General features: G+C 72.4%; 22 protein-coding genes. 16 read left to right on the top strand and 6 right to left on the bottom strand.

The window, feature by feature from the left end; translation table 11 throughout:
- The first annotated feature begins 37 nt into the window (after positions 1-37).
- Genes Q9S36_RS40805 through Q9S36_RS40785 form a run of 5 tightly spaced genes read left to right on the top strand, consistent with a single transcriptional unit; the run spans position 38 to position 4,339 of the window.
- Positions 38-1,435 (top strand): cystathionine beta-synthase, encoded by a 1,398-nt coding sequence (locus Q9S36_RS40805; protein ID WP_311290471.1) that lies wholly within the window; start codon positions 38-40, stop codon positions 1,433-1,435.
- Positions 1,432-1,872, top strand: coding sequence for a hypothetical protein (locus Q9S36_RS40800; RefSeq protein ID WP_311290470.1), 441 nt, complete (start codon positions 1,432-1,434; stop codon positions 1,870-1,872). Before Q9S36_RS40805 ends, Q9S36_RS40800 begins: the two co-directional genes overlap by 4 nt.
- 1 nt (position 1,873) lies before the next feature.
- On the top strand, positions 1,874-2,653 hold the full coding sequence (locus Q9S36_RS40795; RefSeq protein ID WP_311290469.1) for a TSUP family transporter: 780 nt from the start codon (positions 1,874-1,876) through the stop codon (positions 2,651-2,653).
- A gap of 37 nt (positions 2,654-2,690) precedes the next feature.
- On the top strand, positions 2,691-3,704 hold the full coding sequence (locus Q9S36_RS40790) for a YihY/virulence factor BrkB family protein (protein WP_311290468.1): 1,014 nt from the start codon (positions 2,691-2,693) through the stop codon (positions 3,702-3,704).
- A complete protein-coding gene (locus Q9S36_RS40785; RefSeq protein ID WP_311290467.1) occupies positions 3,701-4,339 on the top strand; it encodes a YigZ family protein in 639 nt (212 codons plus the stop codon). Before Q9S36_RS40790 ends, Q9S36_RS40785 begins: the two co-directional genes overlap by 4 nt.
- On the opposite strand, the gene Q9S36_RS40780 is transcribed toward Q9S36_RS40785, so the two are convergent.
- Positions 4,336-4,680 (bottom strand): YchJ family metal-binding protein, encoded by a 345-nt coding sequence (locus Q9S36_RS40780; protein WP_311290494.1) that lies wholly within the window; start codon positions 4,678-4,680, stop codon positions 4,336-4,338. The genes Q9S36_RS40785 and Q9S36_RS40780 overlap by 4 nt on opposite strands.
- Positions 4,681-4,776: 96 nt before the next feature.
- Here Q9S36_RS40780 and Q9S36_RS40775 point away from each other — a divergent pair, with 96 nt between their 5' ends.
- Positions 4,777-5,355 (top strand): hypothetical protein, encoded by a 579-nt coding sequence (locus tag Q9S36_RS40775; protein WP_311290466.1) that lies wholly within the window; start codon positions 4,777-4,779, stop codon positions 5,353-5,355.
- Positions 5,356-5,402: 47 nt separating this feature from the next.
- Entirely contained in the window at positions 5,403-5,939 is a 537-nt protein-coding gene (locus Q9S36_RS40770) for a DinB family protein (protein WP_311290465.1), read from the top strand.
- A 15-nt stretch (positions 5,940-5,954) separates the two neighbouring features.
- Here Q9S36_RS40770 and Q9S36_RS40765 read toward each other — a convergent pair whose 3' ends face one another.
- Entirely contained in the window at positions 5,955-6,338 is a 384-nt protein-coding gene (locus tag Q9S36_RS40765) for a VOC family protein (protein WP_311290464.1), read from the bottom strand.
- A gap of 110 nt (positions 6,339-6,448) precedes the next feature.
- Between Q9S36_RS40765 and Q9S36_RS40760 the strand changes: the two genes are divergently transcribed.
- From Q9S36_RS40760 to Q9S36_RS40750, 3 genes are all read left to right on the top strand, one after another.
- Positions 6,449-6,931 carry a GNAT family N-acetyltransferase gene (locus Q9S36_RS40760; RefSeq protein ID WP_311290463.1) on the top strand — a complete coding sequence of 161 codons (483 nt, stop codon included), beginning with the start codon at positions 6,449-6,451 and terminating at the stop codon, positions 6,929-6,931.
- Positions 6,932-6,970: 39 nt separating this feature from the next.
- A complete protein-coding gene (locus Q9S36_RS40755) occupies positions 6,971-7,633 on the top strand; it encodes a response regulator transcription factor (RefSeq protein WP_311290462.1) in 663 nt (220 codons plus the stop codon).
- An 81-nt stretch (positions 7,634-7,714) separates the two neighbouring features.
- Positions 7,715-8,317, top strand: a complete 603-nt coding sequence (locus Q9S36_RS40750) for a hypothetical protein (RefSeq protein WP_311290461.1) — start codon at positions 7,715-7,717, stop codon at positions 8,315-8,317.
- 96 nt (positions 8,318-8,413) lie between these two features.
- On the opposite strand, the gene Q9S36_RS40745 is transcribed toward Q9S36_RS40750, so the two are convergent.
- Complete coding sequence (locus tag Q9S36_RS40745; RefSeq protein WP_311290460.1) at positions 8,414-9,979, bottom strand: GAF domain-containing protein; 1,566 nt, start codon at positions 9,977-9,979, stop codon at positions 8,414-8,416.
- A gap of 30 nt (positions 9,980-10,009) precedes the next feature.
- The gene (locus Q9S36_RS40740; protein ID WP_311290459.1) at positions 10,010-10,450 is read right to left on the bottom strand and encodes a pyridoxamine 5'-phosphate oxidase family protein; all 441 of its coding nucleotides are present in this window, start codon (positions 10,448-10,450) and stop codon (positions 10,010-10,012) included.
- Positions 10,451-10,619: 169 nt separating this feature from the next.
- On the opposite strand from Q9S36_RS40740, the gene Q9S36_RS40735 reads away from it, so the two are divergent.
- Genes Q9S36_RS40735 through Q9S36_RS40715 form a run of 5 tightly spaced genes read left to right on the top strand, consistent with a single transcriptional unit; the run spans position 10,620 to position 15,402 of the window.
- Positions 10,620-12,038, top strand: coding sequence for a sigma 54-interacting transcriptional regulator (locus Q9S36_RS40735; protein ID WP_311290458.1), 1,419 nt, complete (start codon positions 10,620-10,622; stop codon positions 12,036-12,038).
- Positions 12,031-12,591, top strand: a complete 561-nt coding sequence (locus tag Q9S36_RS40730) for a GNAT family N-acetyltransferase (RefSeq protein ID WP_311290456.1) — start codon at positions 12,031-12,033, stop codon at positions 12,589-12,591. Before Q9S36_RS40735 ends, Q9S36_RS40730 begins: the two co-directional genes overlap by 8 nt.
- A complete protein-coding gene (locus tag Q9S36_RS40725) occupies positions 12,588-12,983 on the top strand; it encodes an OsmC family protein (protein ID WP_311290454.1) in 396 nt (131 codons plus the stop codon). Before Q9S36_RS40730 ends, Q9S36_RS40725 begins: the two co-directional genes overlap by 4 nt.
- Positions 12,980-14,992 (top strand): VWA domain-containing protein, encoded by a 2,013-nt coding sequence (locus Q9S36_RS40720; RefSeq protein WP_311290452.1) that lies wholly within the window; start codon positions 12,980-12,982, stop codon positions 14,990-14,992. Before Q9S36_RS40725 ends, Q9S36_RS40720 begins: the two co-directional genes overlap by 4 nt.
- 38 nt (positions 14,993-15,030) lie before the next feature.
- Positions 15,031-15,402, top strand: a complete 372-nt coding sequence (locus Q9S36_RS40715) for a VOC family protein (RefSeq protein WP_311290451.1) — start codon at positions 15,031-15,033, stop codon at positions 15,400-15,402.
- A 90-nt stretch (positions 15,403-15,492) separates the two neighbouring features.
- Here the strand turns inward: Q9S36_RS40715 and Q9S36_RS40710 are convergent, their stop codons facing one another.
- Together Q9S36_RS40710 and Q9S36_RS40705 are read right to left on the bottom strand one after the other, a co-directional pair.
- On the bottom strand, positions 15,493-15,915 hold the full coding sequence (locus Q9S36_RS40710) for a nuclear transport factor 2 family protein (protein WP_311290450.1): 423 nt from the start codon (positions 15,913-15,915) through the stop codon (positions 15,493-15,495).
- A gap of 58 nt (positions 15,916-15,973) precedes the next feature.
- The gene (locus tag Q9S36_RS40705) at positions 15,974-17,326 is read right to left on the bottom strand and encodes an AarF/ABC1/UbiB kinase family protein (RefSeq protein ID WP_311290449.1); all 1,353 of its coding nucleotides are present in this window, start codon (positions 17,324-17,326) and stop codon (positions 15,974-15,976) included.
- Positions 17,327-17,432: 106 nt separating this feature from the next.
- On the opposite strand from Q9S36_RS40705, the gene Q9S36_RS40700 reads away from it, so the two are divergent.
- A complete protein-coding gene (locus Q9S36_RS40700; RefSeq protein WP_311290448.1) occupies positions 17,433-18,932 on the top strand; it encodes a S8 family serine peptidase in 1,500 nt (499 codons plus the stop codon).
- Positions 18,933-19,000 lie beyond the last annotated feature (68 nt).

The raw sequence follows: 19,000 nt of genomic DNA, 5'->3' as shown, positions 1-19,000 counted from the left end.
TTCATGCTACGGACCAGTAGGTCGGTAGATTGACCGGGTGCAGTACGTGAACTCGCTCCTCGACCTGATCGGCAACACTCCGCTCGTCCGCCTCGGCCGGACCCTCGACCTCCCGAGCAGCGAGGCCGACGGCCCGCTGGTGCTCGCCAAGGTCGAGTACCTCAACCCGGGTGGCTCGGTGAAGGACCGCATCGCCACCCGGATGATCGAGGCCGCGGAGGCGTCCGGCGCGCTCCAGCCCGGCGGCACGATCGTCGAGCCGACCTCCGGCAACACCGGTGTCGGGCTCGCGATGGTGGCGCAGCAGAAGGGCTACAAGTGCGTCTTCGTGTGCCCCGACAAGGTGAGCGAGGACAAGCGCAACGTGCTCAAGGCCTACGGCGCCGAGGTCGTGGTGTGCCCCACCGCCGTCGCGCCCGAGCACCCCGACTCCTACTACAACGTCAGCGACCGGCTCTCCAAGGAGCCGGGCGCCTGGAAGCCCGACCAGTACTCCAACCCGCACAACCCGCGCTCCCACTACGAGACCACCGGTCCGGAGATCTGGGCGCAGACGGAGGGGAAGATCACACACTTCGTCACGGGCATGGGCACGGGCGGCACGATCAGCGGCGTCGGGCGCTACCTCAAGGAGCAGAACCCCGACATCCAGGTGATCGGCGCCGACCCGGCGGGCTCGGTCTACTCAGGCGGCACCGGCCGCCCCTACCTCGTCGAGGGCGTGGGTGAGGACTTCTGGCCCGAGACCTACGACCGCACCGTGGCCGACCGCGTCATCGAGGTCTCCGACGCCGACTCCTTCGCCTTCACCCGTCGCCTCGCGCGCGAGGAGGCGATGCTGGTCGGCGGGTCCGCCGGCATGGCCGCCTTCGCCGCCCGTCAGCTCGCCCACGAGCTCGCGGCCGAGGGCCGCACCGACGCGGTGGTCGTGGTGCTGCTGCCCGACTCGGGCCGCGGCTACCTCACCAAGGTCTTCAACGACGACTGGCTCGGCCAGTACGGCTTCGCGACCGGCGCGCAGGACGACCACCGCACCGTCGGCGAGGTGCTGCGCGGCAAGTCCGGCCAGATCCCCGACCTGGTGCACACCCACCCCGGCGAGACCATCGCCGAGGCGGTCCACATCCTCCAGGAGTACGGCGTCAGCCAGATGCCCGTCGTGCGTGCCGAGCCCCCGATCGTGGCCGCTGAGGTCGCGGGGTCGGTCTCGGAGCGCACCCTCCTCGACGCGCTGTTCACCGGGCACGCCAAGCTCACCGACCGCGTCGAGGACCACATGTCCGAGGCGCTGCCGACCATCGGCTCGACCGAGCCGGCGACCGACGCGGTGACGCTGCTGGAGAAGGCCGACGCGGTGCTGGTGCACGAGGACGGCAAGCCGATCGGCGTGCTGACCCGCCAGGACCTGCTCGCCTTCGTGGCTGCGGTCTCGTGACCCGTCGTACGCGCCTGGCCGGCGCCCTGGTCGCCCTCGCCTGCCTCGGCTCGCTGTCGGCCTGCGGCGGTGACGACGTGAACACGAGCGCCGAGCCGGTCGAGGTCGAGGTCGGCGACGCCTTCACCTGGAACGGCTTCGCCGTCGACGACGGCTGGACCATCAAGGGCGTCGAGCGCTCGGTCAACGCCGAGACGGTGACCACGCCGCAGGTGCGCGGGTCGATCACGAACGAGACCGACGAGACCCGCACCGCGATCTTCCAGATGGTGTTCTCCGCAGACGGTGACCCGATCGCCACGCTCAGCTGCTCCGCGAGCGAGATGGAGCCCGAGCAGTCGATGCCGTTCGAGTGCCCCGGCCTCAGCGCCACCATGCCGAAGGACTACGACGCCGTGGTCGTGCAGGAGCTCAGCCGAGACACCAGCTCGTCCTGACGTGGGCGACCTTGCTCCGGAGGTCATCGCCTTCCTGGTCCTCGCCGCGCTCGTGGCGGGGTTCGTCGACGCCGTGGTCGGCGGTGGGGGACTGGTGCAGCTGCCGGCGCTGCTCGTCGGCCTGCCGGGCGCGTCGGTCGTGCAGATCGCGGCGACCAACAAGCTCGCGTCGTTCTGCGGCACCTCGATCAGCGCGGCGACGTACGTCCGGCGCATCCGTCCCGACCCGCGCACGTTCCTGCCGCTGATGCTGGCAGCGTTCGCCGGCTCGGCCGGCGGCGCCCTGGTGGCCTCGCTGCTGCCGCGCAGCGCCTTCGACCCGATCATCCTGGCCGTGCTCGTGCTGGTCGGCGGCTACGTCTGGTTCAAGCCGAGCGTCGGCGAGCTCACCAGCCTCCGCTTCCAGGGCGGGCAGCACCTGACCGCGGTGGTGCTGACGGGCCTGACGATCGGGTTCTACGACGGCGCCATCGGACCGGGGACCGGGTCGTTCCTGGTCTTCGCCCTCGTGGGGCTGCTGGGCTACAACTTCCTCGAGGCCTCGGCCAAGGCCAAGCTGGCCAACTGGGCCACCAACCTCGCCGCGCTGGTCGTCTTCGTGCCGCAGGGCGCGGTGATCTGGCAGCTCGCCCTGCCGATGGCCGCGGCCAACATCGCCGGGGGCTACCTCGGCGCCCGGCTGGCGATGGCGAAGGGAGCCCGGTTCGTCCGGGCGTTCTTCCTCGTCGTCGTCTCGGGGTTCGTCGTGCGGCTCGGCGGGGGACTCCTCGGCTGGTGGTGACCGGGTCAGGTGGGCCGTGGGCGGTAGCCTCCACCCCGTGGGAGCGGTCTCGGCAGTCGACAGGTTCCAGCGCCGCCACCCCGTCCTCGGCTTCCCGCTGGCGGTCGTCTACAAGTACTTCGACGACCAGGGTCCCTACCTCGCCTCGGCGCTGACCTACTACGCCTTCATCGCGATCTTCCCGCTGATGCTGCTCGGCACCTCGATCCTCGGCCTGATCCTGCGCGGTGAGCCGCAGTGGCAGGAGCAGATCCTCAACTCCGCGCTCTCGCAGTTCCCGATCATCGGCGACGAGCTGGGCCGTCCGGAGGGCCTGCAGGGCTCCGTGGCGGGTGTCGCAGTCGGTGCGATCGCCGCGCTCTACGGCGCGATGGGGCTCGGGCAGGCGCTGCAGAACACCCAGCACGTCGCGTGGTCGGTGCCGCGCAACAGCCGGCCCAACCCGGTCTACGCGCGGGTCAAGACCCTCGTCCTGCTGGTCACCGCCGGTGTCTCGCTGCTCGCCGTGACGATCGTGTCGACCGTCGCCAGCACGACCGACGTCTTCACCGAGGTGCTGGGCTCCGGCATCCAGTACTTCCTGCCGCTCGTGACCGTCGCGGTCGTCGGCACCTTCCTCACCCTGCTCTTCCGGTTCGCGGCCACGGGGCAGCACTCCTTCCGCCGGGCGGCGCCGGGCGGCTACACGCTGGCGGTCATGTGGCAGCTGCTCCAGCTGGCCGGTGCGGCCTACGTCGACAACGTGCTCGTCGACACCTCGTCGATGACCAAGACGTTCGGCCTCGTCCTCGGCCTGATCGGCTTCCTCTGGATCGGCGCGGTGATGGCCGTGCTGGCGACGGAGATCAACGTCGTCGGCGCCCGCCGGCTGTGGCCGCGAGCACTGCTGACACCCTTCACCGACAACGTCGAGCTGACCGACGCCGACCGCCGGGCGTACGCCGCCTATGCCCGGATGCAGCGTCACAAGGGCTTCGAGAAGGTGTCCGTGGTCTGGGAGCCCGGCCCCCTCGAGCGCCGCACGCAGGCGGACCCGGACGACCCGGGGTGACGTCGTACCTCACCGTCGCCCGCGCGGCCGAGGCGGAGGTCGAGGACCGCGGCTCCCGCTTCCTCTGCACGCTCCGCCGGGTGGCCGACGAGGACGAGGCGCGTGCGCTGGTCGCCACGCTGCGCCGCGAGCGCTGGGACGCGCGGCACCACTGCTCGGCCTTCGTCCTCGGTCCGCGAGGCGAGGTGCAGCGCTCCTCCGACGACGGGGAGCCGGCCGGGACCGCCGGGGCGCCGATGCTCGACGTGCTGCGCGGTGCGGGAGTGAGCGACGTCGCGGCGGTGGTCACCCGGTGGTTCGGCGGCACCCTCCTCGGTGCCGGCGGGCTGGTCCGGGCCTACGGCGACGCGGTCCGGGCCGCGCTCGCGGAGGCCGGCACGCTGCGCCGGTCGCTGCTGGCCGAGCTCGCCCTCGACCTCGACCACGCCGACGCGGGACGGGTCGAGGGTGAGCTGCGCTCCCGCGGCGTGACCGTGCTCGACATGGCGTACGACGCGCACGTGCGGCTGCTTCTCGCCGCGCCGCCGGCCGAGGTCGAGCGGGTGTCCGAGGTCGTCGCCGCGGCGACGGGCGGGCGGCGCCGTCCGGTCGTGGTGGGCGAGCGCTGGGTCGACGGGCCCGACCGTCCGGCCTAGGTGACGTCGCCGTCGAGGTAGACCCAGCGACCCGCGCGCTGCTCGAACCGGCTGACCTCGTGCATCCGTCCGCCCTCCCACGAGGCGACGAACTCCACGGTGTCGCCCTCCGCGGCGAGCACCTCCAGGCCCGTCCACCGGGTGCGGGGGTCGGGCGTTGTGTCGTCGGGACGCGTGCGGGGGTGCCAGGTGCGGAACAGGTGGTCGGCGTCGCCGACGACGTGGGCGGTGTAGCGCGAGCGCATCAGCCGCTCCGGCGTCGCCGCCTGCTCGCGGTTGGCCAGCAGCGGCCCGCAGCACGCGTCGTACGACGCCCCGGACCCGCACGGGCAGGAGGACATCGGCACGCCGCCGAGGCTATCGGTCGTCGTCCGTGCCGGGGGCCTTGGCAGGTTTGTGCAACGGTGTAATCATGTAAGCACAACTGAGGAGGAGACATGATGACGAGAGACGACGACGGCCGCGGGCGACGCGGCCGGGGCGAGCGCGGCGGGCGCCGCGGGGGCTGGCAGGTCGCGGACCTCCCGTCCGCGGACGACGCGGGCGACTGGTTCCGCGGGCGCCTGCCCGACGACTGGTTCAGCGAGGTCGAGGTGCGCACCGACCGTGAGGAGATCACGGTGCTGGGCACGCTGAGCGAGAGCCAGGGAGGCGGTGCCGACGGCGCCGAGGCCGAGGGCCGGATCAGCCGGTTCCGGGCCGACACCAAGGCCGAGCGCATCGAGATCGCGCTCGAGGCGCAGGCGCGATACCAGCGCAAGGTCTCGTGGGGGGTGCGGCTCGGCGACACCGAGGCGCTGTTCACCCACGTCGCCGCGCCGGTGATGACCCGGCTCCGGCAGCCTGAGCGACAGGTGCTCGACACGCTCGTCGACGCCGGCATCGCCCGCTCTCGGTCCGACGCCCTGGCCTGGTCGGTCCGCCTCGTCGGCGAGCACGCCGAGGAGTGGCTGGGCCAGCTGCGCGACGCGATGGCCGAGGTCGACAAGCTGCGTGGCGAGGGCCCGGCCCTCTGACGTATTCCGGTGTCGTGCCGAGGCGTCCACGCACTAGCGTCCCGGTCATGACCATCGAGCGGCCCGAGCCGTCCTTCAGCAACGACGAGGTCGGGATGCTGCGCAGCTTCCTCGACCACTACCGCGCCACGATCCGGCTGCAGGCCTCCGGGCTCAGCGACGCGCAGCTCGACCAGCCGCTGCCGCCCAGCGACCTCACCCTGGGCGGCATGCTCAAGCACCTCGCCTACGTCGAGGACTGGTGGTTCTCCTACCACCTCGCCGCACAGGACCCGTCGCCGCCGTGGGACACCGCCCCCTGGGACGACGACGAGGACTGGGACTGGCACAGCGCCTCCGGGCAGGGCCACGCCGAGCTCGACGCGCTGCTCGTCGCGGCCATCCGGCGCTCCGACGCGTGCCTCGACGCCGCCCTGGCGGCCGATCCCGACCTCGGCCGCCCGGTCGCGCGTCCCCGCCCGCCCGAGAAGGGGGAGACCGCGACCCTGCGGTGGGTGCTGGTGCACATGGTCGAGGAGTACGCCCGCCACGCCGGGCACGCCGACCTGATCCGGCAGTCGATCGACGGCGCGACGGACGTCTAGGTGGGACCGTCCGGGTCAGGTGTCCTGGTGCAGGCAGAGCACGTTGCCGTCGGGGTCCTTGAACCACGCGGCCTTCTCGGCGCCGAGGACGCACACGTGCTCGACGGTCCTGAGGTCGGGCAGGTCGTAGTCCTCGAAGACCACCCCGCGACCCTCGAGCTCCGCGACCTCGGCGTGGATGTCGTCGACCTCGAAGCTCATCGCCGTGCTGTCGGACGGGGTGCTGTCGGGGCGGGGGAGCAGGACGAGCGTGGAGCCGCCGTCCAGCGCGTAGACCGCGCTGCCCTCGTCGTTGGTCCCGGTGTAGTCGAGCCCCAGGGACTCGGAGTAGAACGTGCGCGACCGGTCGACGTCGGTGACCGGCATCATCATCGCGACCGCCCGGTGGGTGAGCGACATGGAGCGCCTCCCTCTGCTCGTCTGGCTGCCCCCGTCTGGTCCCTCCCATTGTCCGTCCGGCAGGGTCGGTCCGCGCCACTGCTCCAGACCGGAGATCCGGAGGAGATCTCATGACGATCCGACCCGCGACCGAGGCGGACTGGCCGGCCATCTGGCCGTTCTGGCGTGAGATCGTCGAGGCGGGCGAGACCTACGCCTACCCGCTGGGCGCCACGTCGGACCAGGCCCGCGCCTGGTGGTTCGACGGCAGCCACGTCGTGGTCTGGGACGAAGCCGGGACGGTGCTCGGGACCGCCAAGATGGGGCCGAACCGCCCGGGCCGCGGCTCCCACGTCGGCACGGCGTCGTTCATGGTCGATCCGGCCGCGCGCGGGCGGGGCCTGGGCCGTCGGCTCGGCGAGCACGTCGTGCAGTGGCACCGCGACCAGGGGTTCGCCGCCATCCAGTTCAACGCCGTCGTGGAGACCAACCGCGCGGCCGTGCGGCTCTGGCAGGACCTCGGCTTCGTGGTGGTCGGGACGGTGCCGCGCGCCTTCGACAGCGCCGCCCACGGGAGGGTCGGGCTGCACGTGATGCACCTCGACCTGTCCTGACCCGAGCAGCCAGCCCCGTCGATCTGGTGGAATGTGCTCATGCCCGAGCCGATCCGCGTCTACCTCCTCGACGACCACGACGTGGTGCGGGAGGGCCTCAAGTTCCTGCTGGAGCAGCAGGAGGACATCGTCGTGGTGGGGGAGTCCGCCACCGCCACCGAGGCGGCCGCCCGCATCCCGGCGCTGCGCCCCGACGTCGCGGTGCTCGACGCGCGGCTGCCCGACGGCTCGGGGATCGAGGTGTGCCGCACGGTGCGGGCGATCGACCCGACGATCAACGCCCTCATCCTGACGTCGTACGACGACGACGAGGCGCTGTTCGCGGCGATCATGGCCGGCGCCGCGGGCTACGTCCTCAAGGAGATCCGCAGCTCCGACCTGGTGAGCGCCATCCGCACCGTCGCGGCCGGCAGGTCCCTGATCGACCCGGCGATGACGGCGACCGTCCTCGACCGGATCCGCAACGGGCCGAGCACGCCCGACGAGCTGGCCTCGCTGACCGACCAGGAGCGGATCCTGCTCGGGCACATCGCCGAGGGCCTGACCAACCGCCAGATCGCGGAGCAGATGTTCCTCGCCGAGAAGACGGTGAAGAACTACGTCTCCAGCATCCTGGCCAAGCTCGGCCTCGAGCGGCGCACCCAGGCGGCCGTCCTGGCCTCCAAGCTCCTCGGTCAGGACCAAGGTCCCACCGGGAGGTGACGGCAGGCCCTGCTGCCCGGAGCGTGGCTCCGCGACTCTGGTGGTGACCCAGAAAACACACCACCGAAGGAGGGGATGACGATGAGCGTCATCCATCGCCACCGCCACGAGGTCGAGGCGTACGAAGCCCCGGTCGGCGTGAGCAACGAAGAGAACGACCGCGGCCCCTGGTTCCACCGGGCCCTGGCCACCCTGCGGATCGCCTACGGAGTCACCTTCCTGTGGGCCTTCCTCGACAAGACCTTCGCACTCGGCTTCCACACCGGCTACGACCAGGAAGGCAACCTGGACCGGTTCGGCCCCGCTGCGTGGATCAACGGCGGCAGCCCCACCGAGGGCTTCCTCTCCTTCGGCGTCCCTGCTGACAACCCCTTCCACGGGTTCTTCACCGGCCTGGCCGGGCAGGCGTGGGTCGACTGGCTGTTCATGCTGGGCCTCCTCGGCATCGGCGTGACCCTGCTCCTCGGGGTGGGGATGCGGATCGGCACCGCGGCAGGCGCCCTGATGTACGCGTTCATGTACGCGGCCGTGCTGCCCCTGGAGAACAACCCGGTCGTCGACGACCACCTCGTCGGCGTGATCGTGATGGCGGTCCTCGCCCTGGGCGCGGCCGGCACCACCTGGGGGCTGGGTCGCTGGTGGAACCGCACCGAGGTGGTGGAGAACTACCCCGTCCTGCGATGACACCAGGCCCCCTCTGGACCCGGCGCCCTCGGCGCCGGGTCCTCTGGTGCGCGCTTGGTGTGCCGAGGTGGTCCCGCTGAGCTCCGCGTGGTGGGCTCAGCCGAGGGGCACGCGCCACACCAGCGCGGTGCCGCGCTCGCCGACCGGTGATACCTCCAGGGTGCCGCCGAGATCGGCGGCGCGGCGGCGCGCGTTGCGCAGGCCGCTCTCGGAGACCTCGCCCGGCAGCCCCACCCCGTCGTCGGCCACCCGCAGCTCGAGCAGGTCCGCGCCGACCATGACGTCGACCTCGGCCGAGTCGGCGAGGGCGTGCCGGGCGACGTTGGAGACCGCCTCGCGCAGCACCGCGAGCAGCTGCGAGCCCAGGGCCGGCGGCACGGCCGTGTCGATCGGCCCGGAGGTGCGGACCACGGGCGTGAAGCCCAGCACCGGGACGTACTCCTTGACCAGGCCGCGGATGGCCGCCCGCAGGGAGTCGCCGCGGCGGTCCTGCAGCTCGAAGATCGTGCCGCGGATGGCCTTGATGGTGTCGTCGAGCTCCGCCACCGACTTGTCGAGCCGCTCGGTGACCGCGCTGTCCCCGGCCATCGCCGCGACCCCCTGCAGCTGCAGGCCGGTGGCGAACAGACGCTGGATGACGATGTCGTGCAGGTCCCGGGCGATCCGCTCGCGGTCGGAGAGCAGCGCCATCTCCTGACGGTCGGCCAGCGCCTGGGTGCGGTCGAGGGAGAGTCCGACCTGGTCGCCGAACCCGGCGAACAGGTCGCGCTCCTGCACGTCGAGGAGCCCTGAGCCGGGGCTGGTCACGGCGACGAGCGCGGTCACCGGCGCGAGGTGCGAGCGCAGCGGCACCACGACCAGGGGTACGCCGTCGACACGGGTGGTGGTGACGGGGCTGCCCGGCCCGGCGCCGGTCGCCTCGCGCGCGGTGGCGAGCATCCGGGCGACCTCCTCGGGGTCGGCGTCGGGCGCCACGCTGAGGGTGTCGTGCTCGGGCCCGAGCGAGGACCACACCGCGACCGCGTCCGCCCCGGAGACCTGTCGCGCGGTGGAGACGATCTGGTGCAGCGCGGTCGGCAGGTCGACGGGCGGCTGGAGCAGCTCGGCGAGGTCGGCCGACGCCTCCAGCCACTGCCGCCGCCGCTCGCTCAGCGCGAACGACCGGGCGTTGCTGATGACGTAGCCGGCCGTGCGTGCGAGCTCCTCGACCAAGCGCTCGTCCTCGTCGGTGAAGGGCCCACCCCCGGTCTTCTCGGTGAGGTACAGGTTGCCGAACACGGTCCCCCGGATCCGCACCGGCATCCCGAGGAAGGTCGTCATCGGCGGGTGGTTGGGCGGGAAGCCGACCGAGGACGGGTGGGCGGAAAGGTCGACCAGGCGCAGGCCGGAGGGGTCGTCGATGATCACGCCGAGGATGCCGCGCCCGCGGGGCAGGTCGCCGATGGCCGCGCGCGTGCGGTCGTCGATGCCGGTGGTGACGAACTCCACCAGCTCGCCGTCGCGACCGAGCACCCCGAGCGCGCCGTAGCGGGCGCCGGTGAGCGCGGTCGCCGCCTCGATGATGCGGGTCAGGGCCAGGTCGAGGTCGAGGTCGCTGGAGATCGCGGTGACCGCCTCCAGCAGGGAGCGGGCGTCAGCGCCGAGGTCCGGTGTGTGGGTCACACCGCCGATTGTGGCGCACCCGGGACGTGCTCAGGCGAGGCGACGTACGGGGAGGTGTGCCCAGGGATCCCACCCGCCGCCGAGCTGGCGACCGCTGAGCTCGGTCCAGGGGATGCGGATGACGAGGTTGCGCTGGCCCTCCGCCCACGGCCGCGGCTCCCAGTGCCGGGCGATCTCCGCGAGCTCGTCCGGGTCGTCGACGAAGCTGGCCCGGCCGCGGACCGAGACGCTCCAGCCGCGCTGGTTCTCGTAGTCGAACTGGTCGACCTCGAAGCAGAGCTGGGCATCGCGACCGTAGGTCCCGAGCAGGCTGTAGGCCGTGGTGCGGACCAGGGTCGACTCCCCGGCCACGGCGTAGTTCACGGGCACGATGTGCGGCCCCGTCGGGGTGGCCACCGCGACCCGTCCGGCGATGCCCGCGCCGAGCAGGCGCACGCAGTCCTCGCGCGAGAGGTCGAGCATGGTTCGCATGGGAGTCTCCTTCGTCATCGACTCCCACCTTCCCTCGCGGCCGCGGGCGCAGGCAGGGCCGAAGGTCCCCCACGGGGCAGACCGCAGGGCCCGGAGTCGGGCGAGCCCCCCGGACCATCGCGGACTTCGAGCGCACTCCACGTTGACCGCTGGGTCTAGCGTGGACGACGTGACCGAGAGCCAGACCCAGAGCACGACCCAGAGCCAGCACCCTGACGCCAGCACGCTCGGCCAGCTCCGCGAGAGCGGCCACCAGCTCAAGACGCTCCGCGAGGAGATCCGCGACAACCTGATCGACCGGCTCGGTCGTGGCGAGGACCCGTGGCCGGGGCTGCACGGCTTCGCGGACACCGTCATCCCGCAGGTCGAGCGGGCGCTGCTCGCCGGCCACGACATCGTGCTGCTCGGCGAGCGCGGCCAGGGCAAGACCCGGCTGCTCCGCTCGCTGGTCGGCCTGCTCGACGAGTGGACGCCGGTCATCTCCGGGTCCGAGCTCGGCGAGCACCCCTACGAGCCGATCACCGTCGCGTCGCGCCAGGCCGCGGCGACCTATGGCGACGACCTGCGCATCTCGTGGCGCCACCGCGACGAGCGGTACGCCGAGAAGCTGGCCACCCCGGACACCTCGGTCGCCGACCTGATCGGCGACGTGGACCCGATGAAGGTCGCGGAGGGCCGCCACCTCGGCGACCCGGAGACCATCCACTTCGGCCTGATCCCGCGCAGCCACCGCGGCATCGTCGCGATCAACGAGCTGCCGGACCTCGCCGAGCGGATCCAGGTCGCGATGCTCAACGTGATGGAGGAGCGCGACATCCAGATCCGCGGCTACGTCCTGCGGCTGCCGCTCGACGTGCTCGTGGTCGCCAGTGCCAACCCCGAGGACTACACCAACCGCGGCCGGATCATCACCCCGCTCAAGGACCGCTTCGGCGCCGAGATCCGCACCCACTACCCGCGCGAGGTCGAGGAGGAGATCGCGGTCATCGCGCAGGAGGCCGAGCTGGTGGCCGAGGTGCCCGACTACCTCCTCGAGGTCCTGGCCCGCTTCACCGCCAACCTGCGCGACTCGCAGTCGGTCGACCAGCGCTCCGGCGTGAGCGCCCGCTTCGCGATCGCCGGCGCCGAGACGATCGCCGCTGCCGCGCTGCACCGGGCGACCACGCAGGGCGAGGACGAGGCCGTGGCCCGCGTCGTCGACCTCGAGACGGCAGTCGACGTGCTCGGCGGCAAGATCGAGTTCGAGACCGGCGAGGAGGGCCGCGAGGCCGAGATCCTCACCCACCTGCTGCGCACCTCGATCGCCGAGACGGTGCGGGCGCACCTCGCCGGCATCGACCTGCGCCTGCTCGTCGACGCCATCGAGGAGGGCGCGATGGTCACCACGGGCGCCCGCGTCGGCGCCCGGGACTTCCTCGCCGGCCTGCCCGTGCTGGGCGAGTCCGACCTCTACGACCAGGTCTGCGACCGCCTCGGCGCCACCAACGACGGGGAGCGCGCCGGAGCCCTCGAGCTGGCGCTGGAGGGGCTCTACCTCGCGCGCCGGATCGGCAAGGACGCCGATGCCGGGGAGACCGTCTATGGCTGACTCTCCGTCGCTGGTCGAGGTGCGTGCGCAGCGAGCCTCGGAACCCACCTTCCGCGCCGGCACGGTCGCCGACATCCCGGGCTTCCGCGCGCTCGGCGAGGCGGTGGTGCCGTCGACGTACGGGCCGATCGACGCGGCGTACGCCCAGCGGATGCTCGACGAGTGGTGGGTCCCCGAGGTCTTCGAGACGTCGCTCGCGCGCAACACCCACCTCGTCGCCGAGGTCGACGGCGAGGTCGTGGCCATGGCCAACCTCGGCCGGGTCTCCCGGTCCTACCGGGACTTCCCGTACGTCACCGGCGACCGCGAGGTGATGTGGAAGCTCTACGTCCACCCCGACCACCAGGGCCGCGGGATCGGGCGCCGGCTGCTCGCGGGGATCGAGGCGCTCGTCGAGGGCGACGAGCTCTGGCTCGAGGTCGTCGACGGCAACGCGCAGGCCTACGACTTCTACCGGGCGCAGGGCTTCGAGGAGGTCGAGCGGGTCGACGGCGGCCCGTGGCCCGATGACGTCTGGATGCGCAAGGAGCTGCCCATGGATCGGGCCCGATGAGCACGGCAGGTTTCGAGGTGCGCGTCGCCGCGGGGTCGCGGGCGGGCGACGTCACGGCGGCGTACGTCGTCCCGCACGCGTGGACCGACGGCGGCATCGCGGTCGAGGGCGGGGGCACCGGTGCCCACCTCCTGCTCACCGCGATCGGCTGCTGCGTGCTCAACGACGTGCTCCGCGAGGCAGCGCCGATGGACGTCGCCGTCGACGGCGTGCTGGTCGAGGTCTCCGGGGACTTCGACACCACGACGTGGTCGTCGACGGCCGTCACCTACGGGGTCGTCGTCGACTCGCGGGCGAGCGCGGCGCAGGTGGACGCCCTGGTGGCGAAGGTCGCCGACGTCGCGGAGATCCCGCGGGCGGTCGGCGGGGAGGTCACGGTGACCCGACGATGAGCCGAGCCAAGGACCGCTCGCGGTTCCACCGCTACGAGGGCGGCGACCCGCTGGCACCGCCCGTCGACCTCGCGGAGGCGCTCGACCAGATCGGCCAGGACGTGATGGCCGGCTACAGCCCCGAGCACGCGATGCGGGAGTTCCTGCGGCGCGGCGGGACCGACCAGGCCGGGCTCGACGACCTGGCCCGGCGCGTGGCCGAGCGCCGGCGCGAGATCCTCCAGCGCCACGACCTCGACGGGACGCTCCGCGAGGTGCGCGAGCTGCTCGACAAGGCGGTGCTCGCCGAGCGCGGACAGCTGGCCCGCGACATCACGATGGACGACTCCGACCGCACGCTGCGGGAGATGACCCTCGACAACCTGCCGTCGTCCACGGCCGCTGCGGTGAGCGAGCTGTCGTCGTACGACTGGCGCTCGGGCGAGGCGCGCGAGGCCTACGAGCAGATCAAGGACCTGCTCGGCCGCGAGCTGCTCGACCAGCGCTTCGCCGGGATGAAGCAGGCGATGGAGGGGGCGACCGAGGAGGACCGGCAGGCGATCGCGGAGATGCTCTCGGACCTCAACGACCTGCTCGAGAAGCACGCCCGGGGCGAGGACACCGACGAGGACTTCGCCGAGTTCATGGACAAGCACGGCGACTTCTTCCCCGAGGACCCCCAGGACATCGACGAGCTCCTCGACTCGCTCGCCCAGCGGGCCGCCGCGGCGCAGCGGATGCTGAGCTCGATGACGCCCGAGCAGCGGCAGGAGCTGATGGAGCTCTCGCAGCAGGCCTTCGGCTCGCCGCAGCTGATGGAGCAGCTGGCCCGGATGGACGCCAACCTCCAGGCCCTCCGTCCCGGCGAGGACTGGTCGGGCTCGGAGAGCTTCGAGGGCGACCAGGGGCTCGGCCTCGGCGACGGCACCGGCGCGCTGCAGGACCTCGCGCAGCTCGACGCACTGGCCGACCAGCTCGCCCAGTCCCACCACGGCGCCCGGCTCGACGACGTCGACCTCGACGCGCTCGCCCGCCAGCTGGGCGACGAGGCGGCGGTGGCCGCGAAGACCCTCCAGGAGCTCGAGCGCGCGCTGCGCGACAGCGGCTACCTCAAGCGGGGCTCCGACGGTGAGCTGCGGCTCTCGCCCAAGGCCATGCGCCAGCTCGGGAAGGCGCTGCTGCGCGACGTGGCCGACCGGATGAGCGGGCGCTCCGGCGCCCGCGAGACGCGTACGACGGGGCTCGCGGGCGAGCCGAGCGGCTCCACCCGGCGGTGGGAGTTCGGCGACACCGAGCCGTGGGACGTGCCCCGCACCATCGGCAACGCGGTCCTGCGCGACGGCGGCACCCGGCCCGTGCGGATCCAGGTCGACGACATCGAGGTGGTCGAGACCGAGGCCCGCACCCAGGCCGCGGTCGCCCTGCTGGTCGACACGTCCTTCTCGATGGCGATGGACGGGCGGTGGGTGCCGATGAAGCGCACCGCGCTGGCGCTGCACCAGCTGGTCCGCTCGCGCTTCCGTGGCGACGACCTCCAGCTGATCGCCTTCGGCCGGCACGCCCAGGTGATGGAGATCGAGGAGCTCACCGCCCTCGACGCCCGCTGGGCCAAGGGCACGAACCTCCACCACGGCCTGCTGCTGGCCAACCGGTTCTTCCGCAAGCACCCCAACGCGCAGCCGGTGCTGCTGGTCGTGACCGACGGCGAGCCCACCGCGCACCTCGAGGCCGACGGGGAGGTGTGGTTCTCCTACCCGCCGCACCCGCTGACCATCGCGCACTCCGTGCGCGAGCTCGACGCGGCGGCGCGGCTCGGGGCCCAGGTCACGTTCTTCCGTCTCGGCGACGACCCGGGGCTGGCCCGCTTCATCGACTCGATGGCCCGGCGGGTCGACGGCCGGATGGTCAGCCCCGAGCTCGACGACCTCGGTGCCGCGGTGGTGGGGTCCTACCTCGGCTCCCGCGGGCCGGCGTCGTCGTACCGCGAGCACTTCGGCGACTGGTACGGCGGGCGGGGCTTCTGGGTCTGAGGCTGGCGCGGTCGTTCCCGTCGCAGCACACTGGCCCGATGCCCCGACTCGTGCAGGTCGCCCAGCGGGCGACGGACTTCGACGCCACCACCGCCTTCTACGCCGAGCTCCTCGGCGTGCAGCCCGTCGCGACGTTCGACCCGCCCGGCCTGGCGTTCTTCGACCTCGACGGCGTACGCCTGCTGATGGACAGGGGTGCACCAGGGGCGCTGATCTACCTGCCCGTCGACGACATCGACGCGGCGGTCTCCGGGCTGCGGGAGAAGGGCGTGGAGATCACCTCGGAGCCGCACGTGATCTTCGGCCACGACGACGACACGCTCGGCCCGGCGGGCACCGACGAGTGGATGGCGTTCTTCGTCGACCCCGAGGGGACGACGGTCGGGCTCGTCGAGCAGCGCCCGCGCTGACGGTTCACCACGGTATGCAGGCGAAACCGCACTTCCCACGGTGAGCTGACCGTGGGAAGTGCGGGTCCAGCGACATCCCATGGTGGACCATCACCGGTGACCCGCTGCCTCGAGCATCCGAAGCAGCTCGGCACCCATGTGCTCGATGACGACGTCGAGCGCCTTCTTCGGCCGGACCATCACGGTGAAGTCGACGATCCGCCCGTCGGCGTCCCAGGTGATCATGTCGATGCCGGACACGTCGAGGCCGCCGACCTCGGTCCGGAACTGCAGGACGGCCGAGTCCTCGGCGAGCCACTCGCGCTCGTAGGTCAGGTGCGGTCCGAGGACGGTGAACGCGGCGGTGAGGTAGCCGACGACGGTGTCGCGGCCGACCTGCGGCGTGTGCACCGCAGGACTGCGGAAGACCGCGTCCTCGGCGATGAGCGCGGACAGGCCGGCCGGGTCGCGGCTCTCGACGACGGCGTGCCAGCGGGCGAGGGCGTCGGCTGACGTGGTGGTGGCTGCGTCCATGGGCGTCATGGTGCCACCCGGTCGCGGTTCGTCACTGCACCACCAGCAACGGCAACGGTCAGTCGGCGAAGCCGGGCAGCGACTCCTCGAGGATCTCCCGGAACGGCGCGGTGGCGTTGAGCTGGCTCAGCAGGCCGATGGCACCGATCCAGGTGCGGTGGATCAGGAGGTACGACGTCGGCAGGTTGAGCTTCATCGCGAGGGTGAAGGCCTCCGAGCGCGGGTCGTTGACGCGCTCGAACTGCTCGCGCATCCAGTCGCGGGTGAAGGTGAAGCGCTCCTGCGCGGCGGGCTCGACGAACGGCGCGAGGTACTCCATCACCTGGCGCGGCTCGACCTCGATCCGGTCCTTGATGAAGCCCTCGGCGCGCAGGCCGGCGACGAGCGACTCCTCGTCGTTGTCCAGCGCGATCCGCATCAACCGCCCGGTCGCCGGCGGCATGCCGCCGTCCTCCAGCCTGGCCACGGCGCCGAAGTCGAGGACGCCGAGCCGGCCGAGGCCGCCGTCCGGGGCGGGGAGCACGCGGAAGTTCCCCGGGTGCGGGTCGGCGTGGAGCATGCCGGTGCGATTCGGGCCCTCGAACAGGAACCGCACGAAGATCTCGCCGTAGTGGTCGCGCTCCTCCTGCGTGCCCTCCCGGATCACGTGCGCCAGCGAGTGCGGGGAGTCCATCCACTCCGTCACGAGCACCTGCTCGCCGACCGAGACCACGGCGGGCACCACGATGTCGGGGTGGTCGGCGAAGGCCTCGGCGTACGCCGACTGCGCCTCGGCCTCGAGGTGGTAGTCGAGCTCGTCGGCCGCCCGGGCCTGCAGCTCGGCGACGAGCGGCTTGATGTCGAGCCCCGGGAAGACCGGCGCCACCCCACGCGCGACCCGCGAGATCTGGCGCAGGTCGGACATCAGCGCCTCGCCGGCGCCCGGGTACTGCACCTTGACCGCGACCTCGCGCTCGGACGGCTCGTCGGAGGCGTGGTCGAGCCAGCGACCGCGGTGGACCTGGCCGATCGACGCTGCGGCCGTCGGTGCGCCGTCGAGCCACACCAGCCGCTCCTGCCAGTCCTCGCCGAGGTACGTCGACAGCTGCTGGCGCACGGTCGAGGTGGGCATCGGGGGAGCGGAGTCCTGGAGCGCGGTGAGGTGCTCGCGGTAGGGGGCGCTGACCTCCTCGGGCAGCGCCGCCTCCAGCACGCTCAGCGCCTGGCCGAACTTCATCGCCCCGCCCTTGAGCTCGCCGAGGGTGCGGAAGAGCTGCTCGGCGGTGCGCTGCTGCACCTCGGTGAGCACGGCCTCGGCAGGCTTGCCGCCGAGCCGCTTGCCCAGCCCCACCGCCTGCCGTCCGGCGTACCCGAGGGGGAGTGCCGCCAGCCGTGCCGTGCGGGCTGCGGCCTTGCGGGGGAGCTCGGTCATGGGCCCATTGTCCCCACCGGGACAACGCCGCCGTCGTACCCCTGCGTGACCTGGCGCACGTGTCGTCGTTGGACGGGCAACAGACCCCCACCCTCGGAGGACCCCGGTGCGCCCCACGCCGCTTCGTCATTCACGTCGTACGTCACGCCTCACGTCCCTGCTCGCCGCCTCTGCGGCCGTCCTCGCCGCGATGGCGACCCTCAAGACCGGCGGCGGCGCCGCAGCCGCAGGCCCCGCTGCCGAGCGCGCGAACGTGTCCGACTTCCTCGCCGGACAGCTCGACTCGCTCACCGGCCGCACCACCGTGATGGTCCACGGCACCTCGCTCACCGCGGCCCGCGAGGCGGTGGCCGCGACGGGGATGAGCAAGGTGGGCGAGTTCCGCAGGATCGGGGTGGTCATCGCGAACGCCTCGAAGAGCCAGATCGGTGCCGTCCGCAGCCAGCCGGGCGTGACGTACGTCGAGGGCGGCGCGCAGCCGATCGACTTCTTCCAGGAGACGTCGAACGTCGCGACCCGCGGCGCTGAGGCGGCTGCCACGCTCACCGGCGCCGACGGCACGCCGCTCACCGGCACGGGCGTCAGCGTCGCGGTCATCGACTCCGGCGTCGACCCGACCCACCCCTACTTCGAGGAGGCCGACGGCTCGTCCGCCGTGGTCGCCAACCTCAAGGCGCTCTGCGAGCCGCTCACCGAGACCTGCTCGGTCCAGAGGCTGCCGAACATCGTCGACACCGACACGCTGTCCGTCGGTGGCCACGGGACCCACGTGAGCGGCATCGTCGCCGGGCGCCCGACCACGCTGGGCGACGGCGGCACGCTGCAGGGCGCGGCGCCCGGCGCCAAGCTGGTGTCGATCTCGACCGGCGCCGGCATCGTCATCCTCGGCGCCGACTCGGCGCTCAACTGGGTGCTGGAGAACCACGCCGCCCCGTGCGGTGCCGGCGTCCCGGCGTCCACGTGCCCGCCGATCAAGGTCACCAACAACTCCTACGGTCCCTCGGGCGGCGGTGAGTTCGACCCCGAGTCCGCGACGGTGAAGCTCCAGCGCGCGCTCGCCGCCAAGGGCGTGGTGACGGTCTGGGCCGCCGGCAACGACGGCGGCGACGGCTCGCAGAGCCTGACCAACCCGCCCGGCCAGGACCCCACCGGCGGGATCCTGTCGGTGGCGTCGTACTTCGACCAGGACACCGGCACGCGTGACGGCACGGTGTCCGACTTCAGCTCGCGCGGCCTGTCGTCCGACCCCTCGACCTGGCCCGACGTCTCGGCCCCGGGCGAGGCCATCACCTCGTCCTGCCGGCCCTACCTCGCCATCTGTGCGACGGGCCTCGACTTCCGCAACGGCCCCGGCCCCCTGGACATCGGCACGTTCAACACCATCAGCGGCACCTCGATGGCCGCGCCGCACGTCGCCGGCATCGTCGCCCAGCTGTTCCAGGCCGACCCCACCGCCACCCCGGCCGAGGTCGAGCAGGCGCTGAAGTCCTCGGCCCACAGGTTCACCGACGGAGCGGCCTACCAGTCCGGGCCCCTCGGCCCGACGTCGTACGACAAGGGCCACGGCCTCGTCGACGTGGTGGCTGCCGTCGCGGCGCTGCAGTAGGCGCCGACACAGCCCCTCTCCAGGGGGACACCGTGCACACAGGGGCGCGGTGACGAGGGCGGACGGGA

This window comes from Microbacterium sp. ARD31 (genome assembly GCF_031844425.1).
This window is presented reverse-complemented; position numbering and strand designations above follow the sequence as displayed.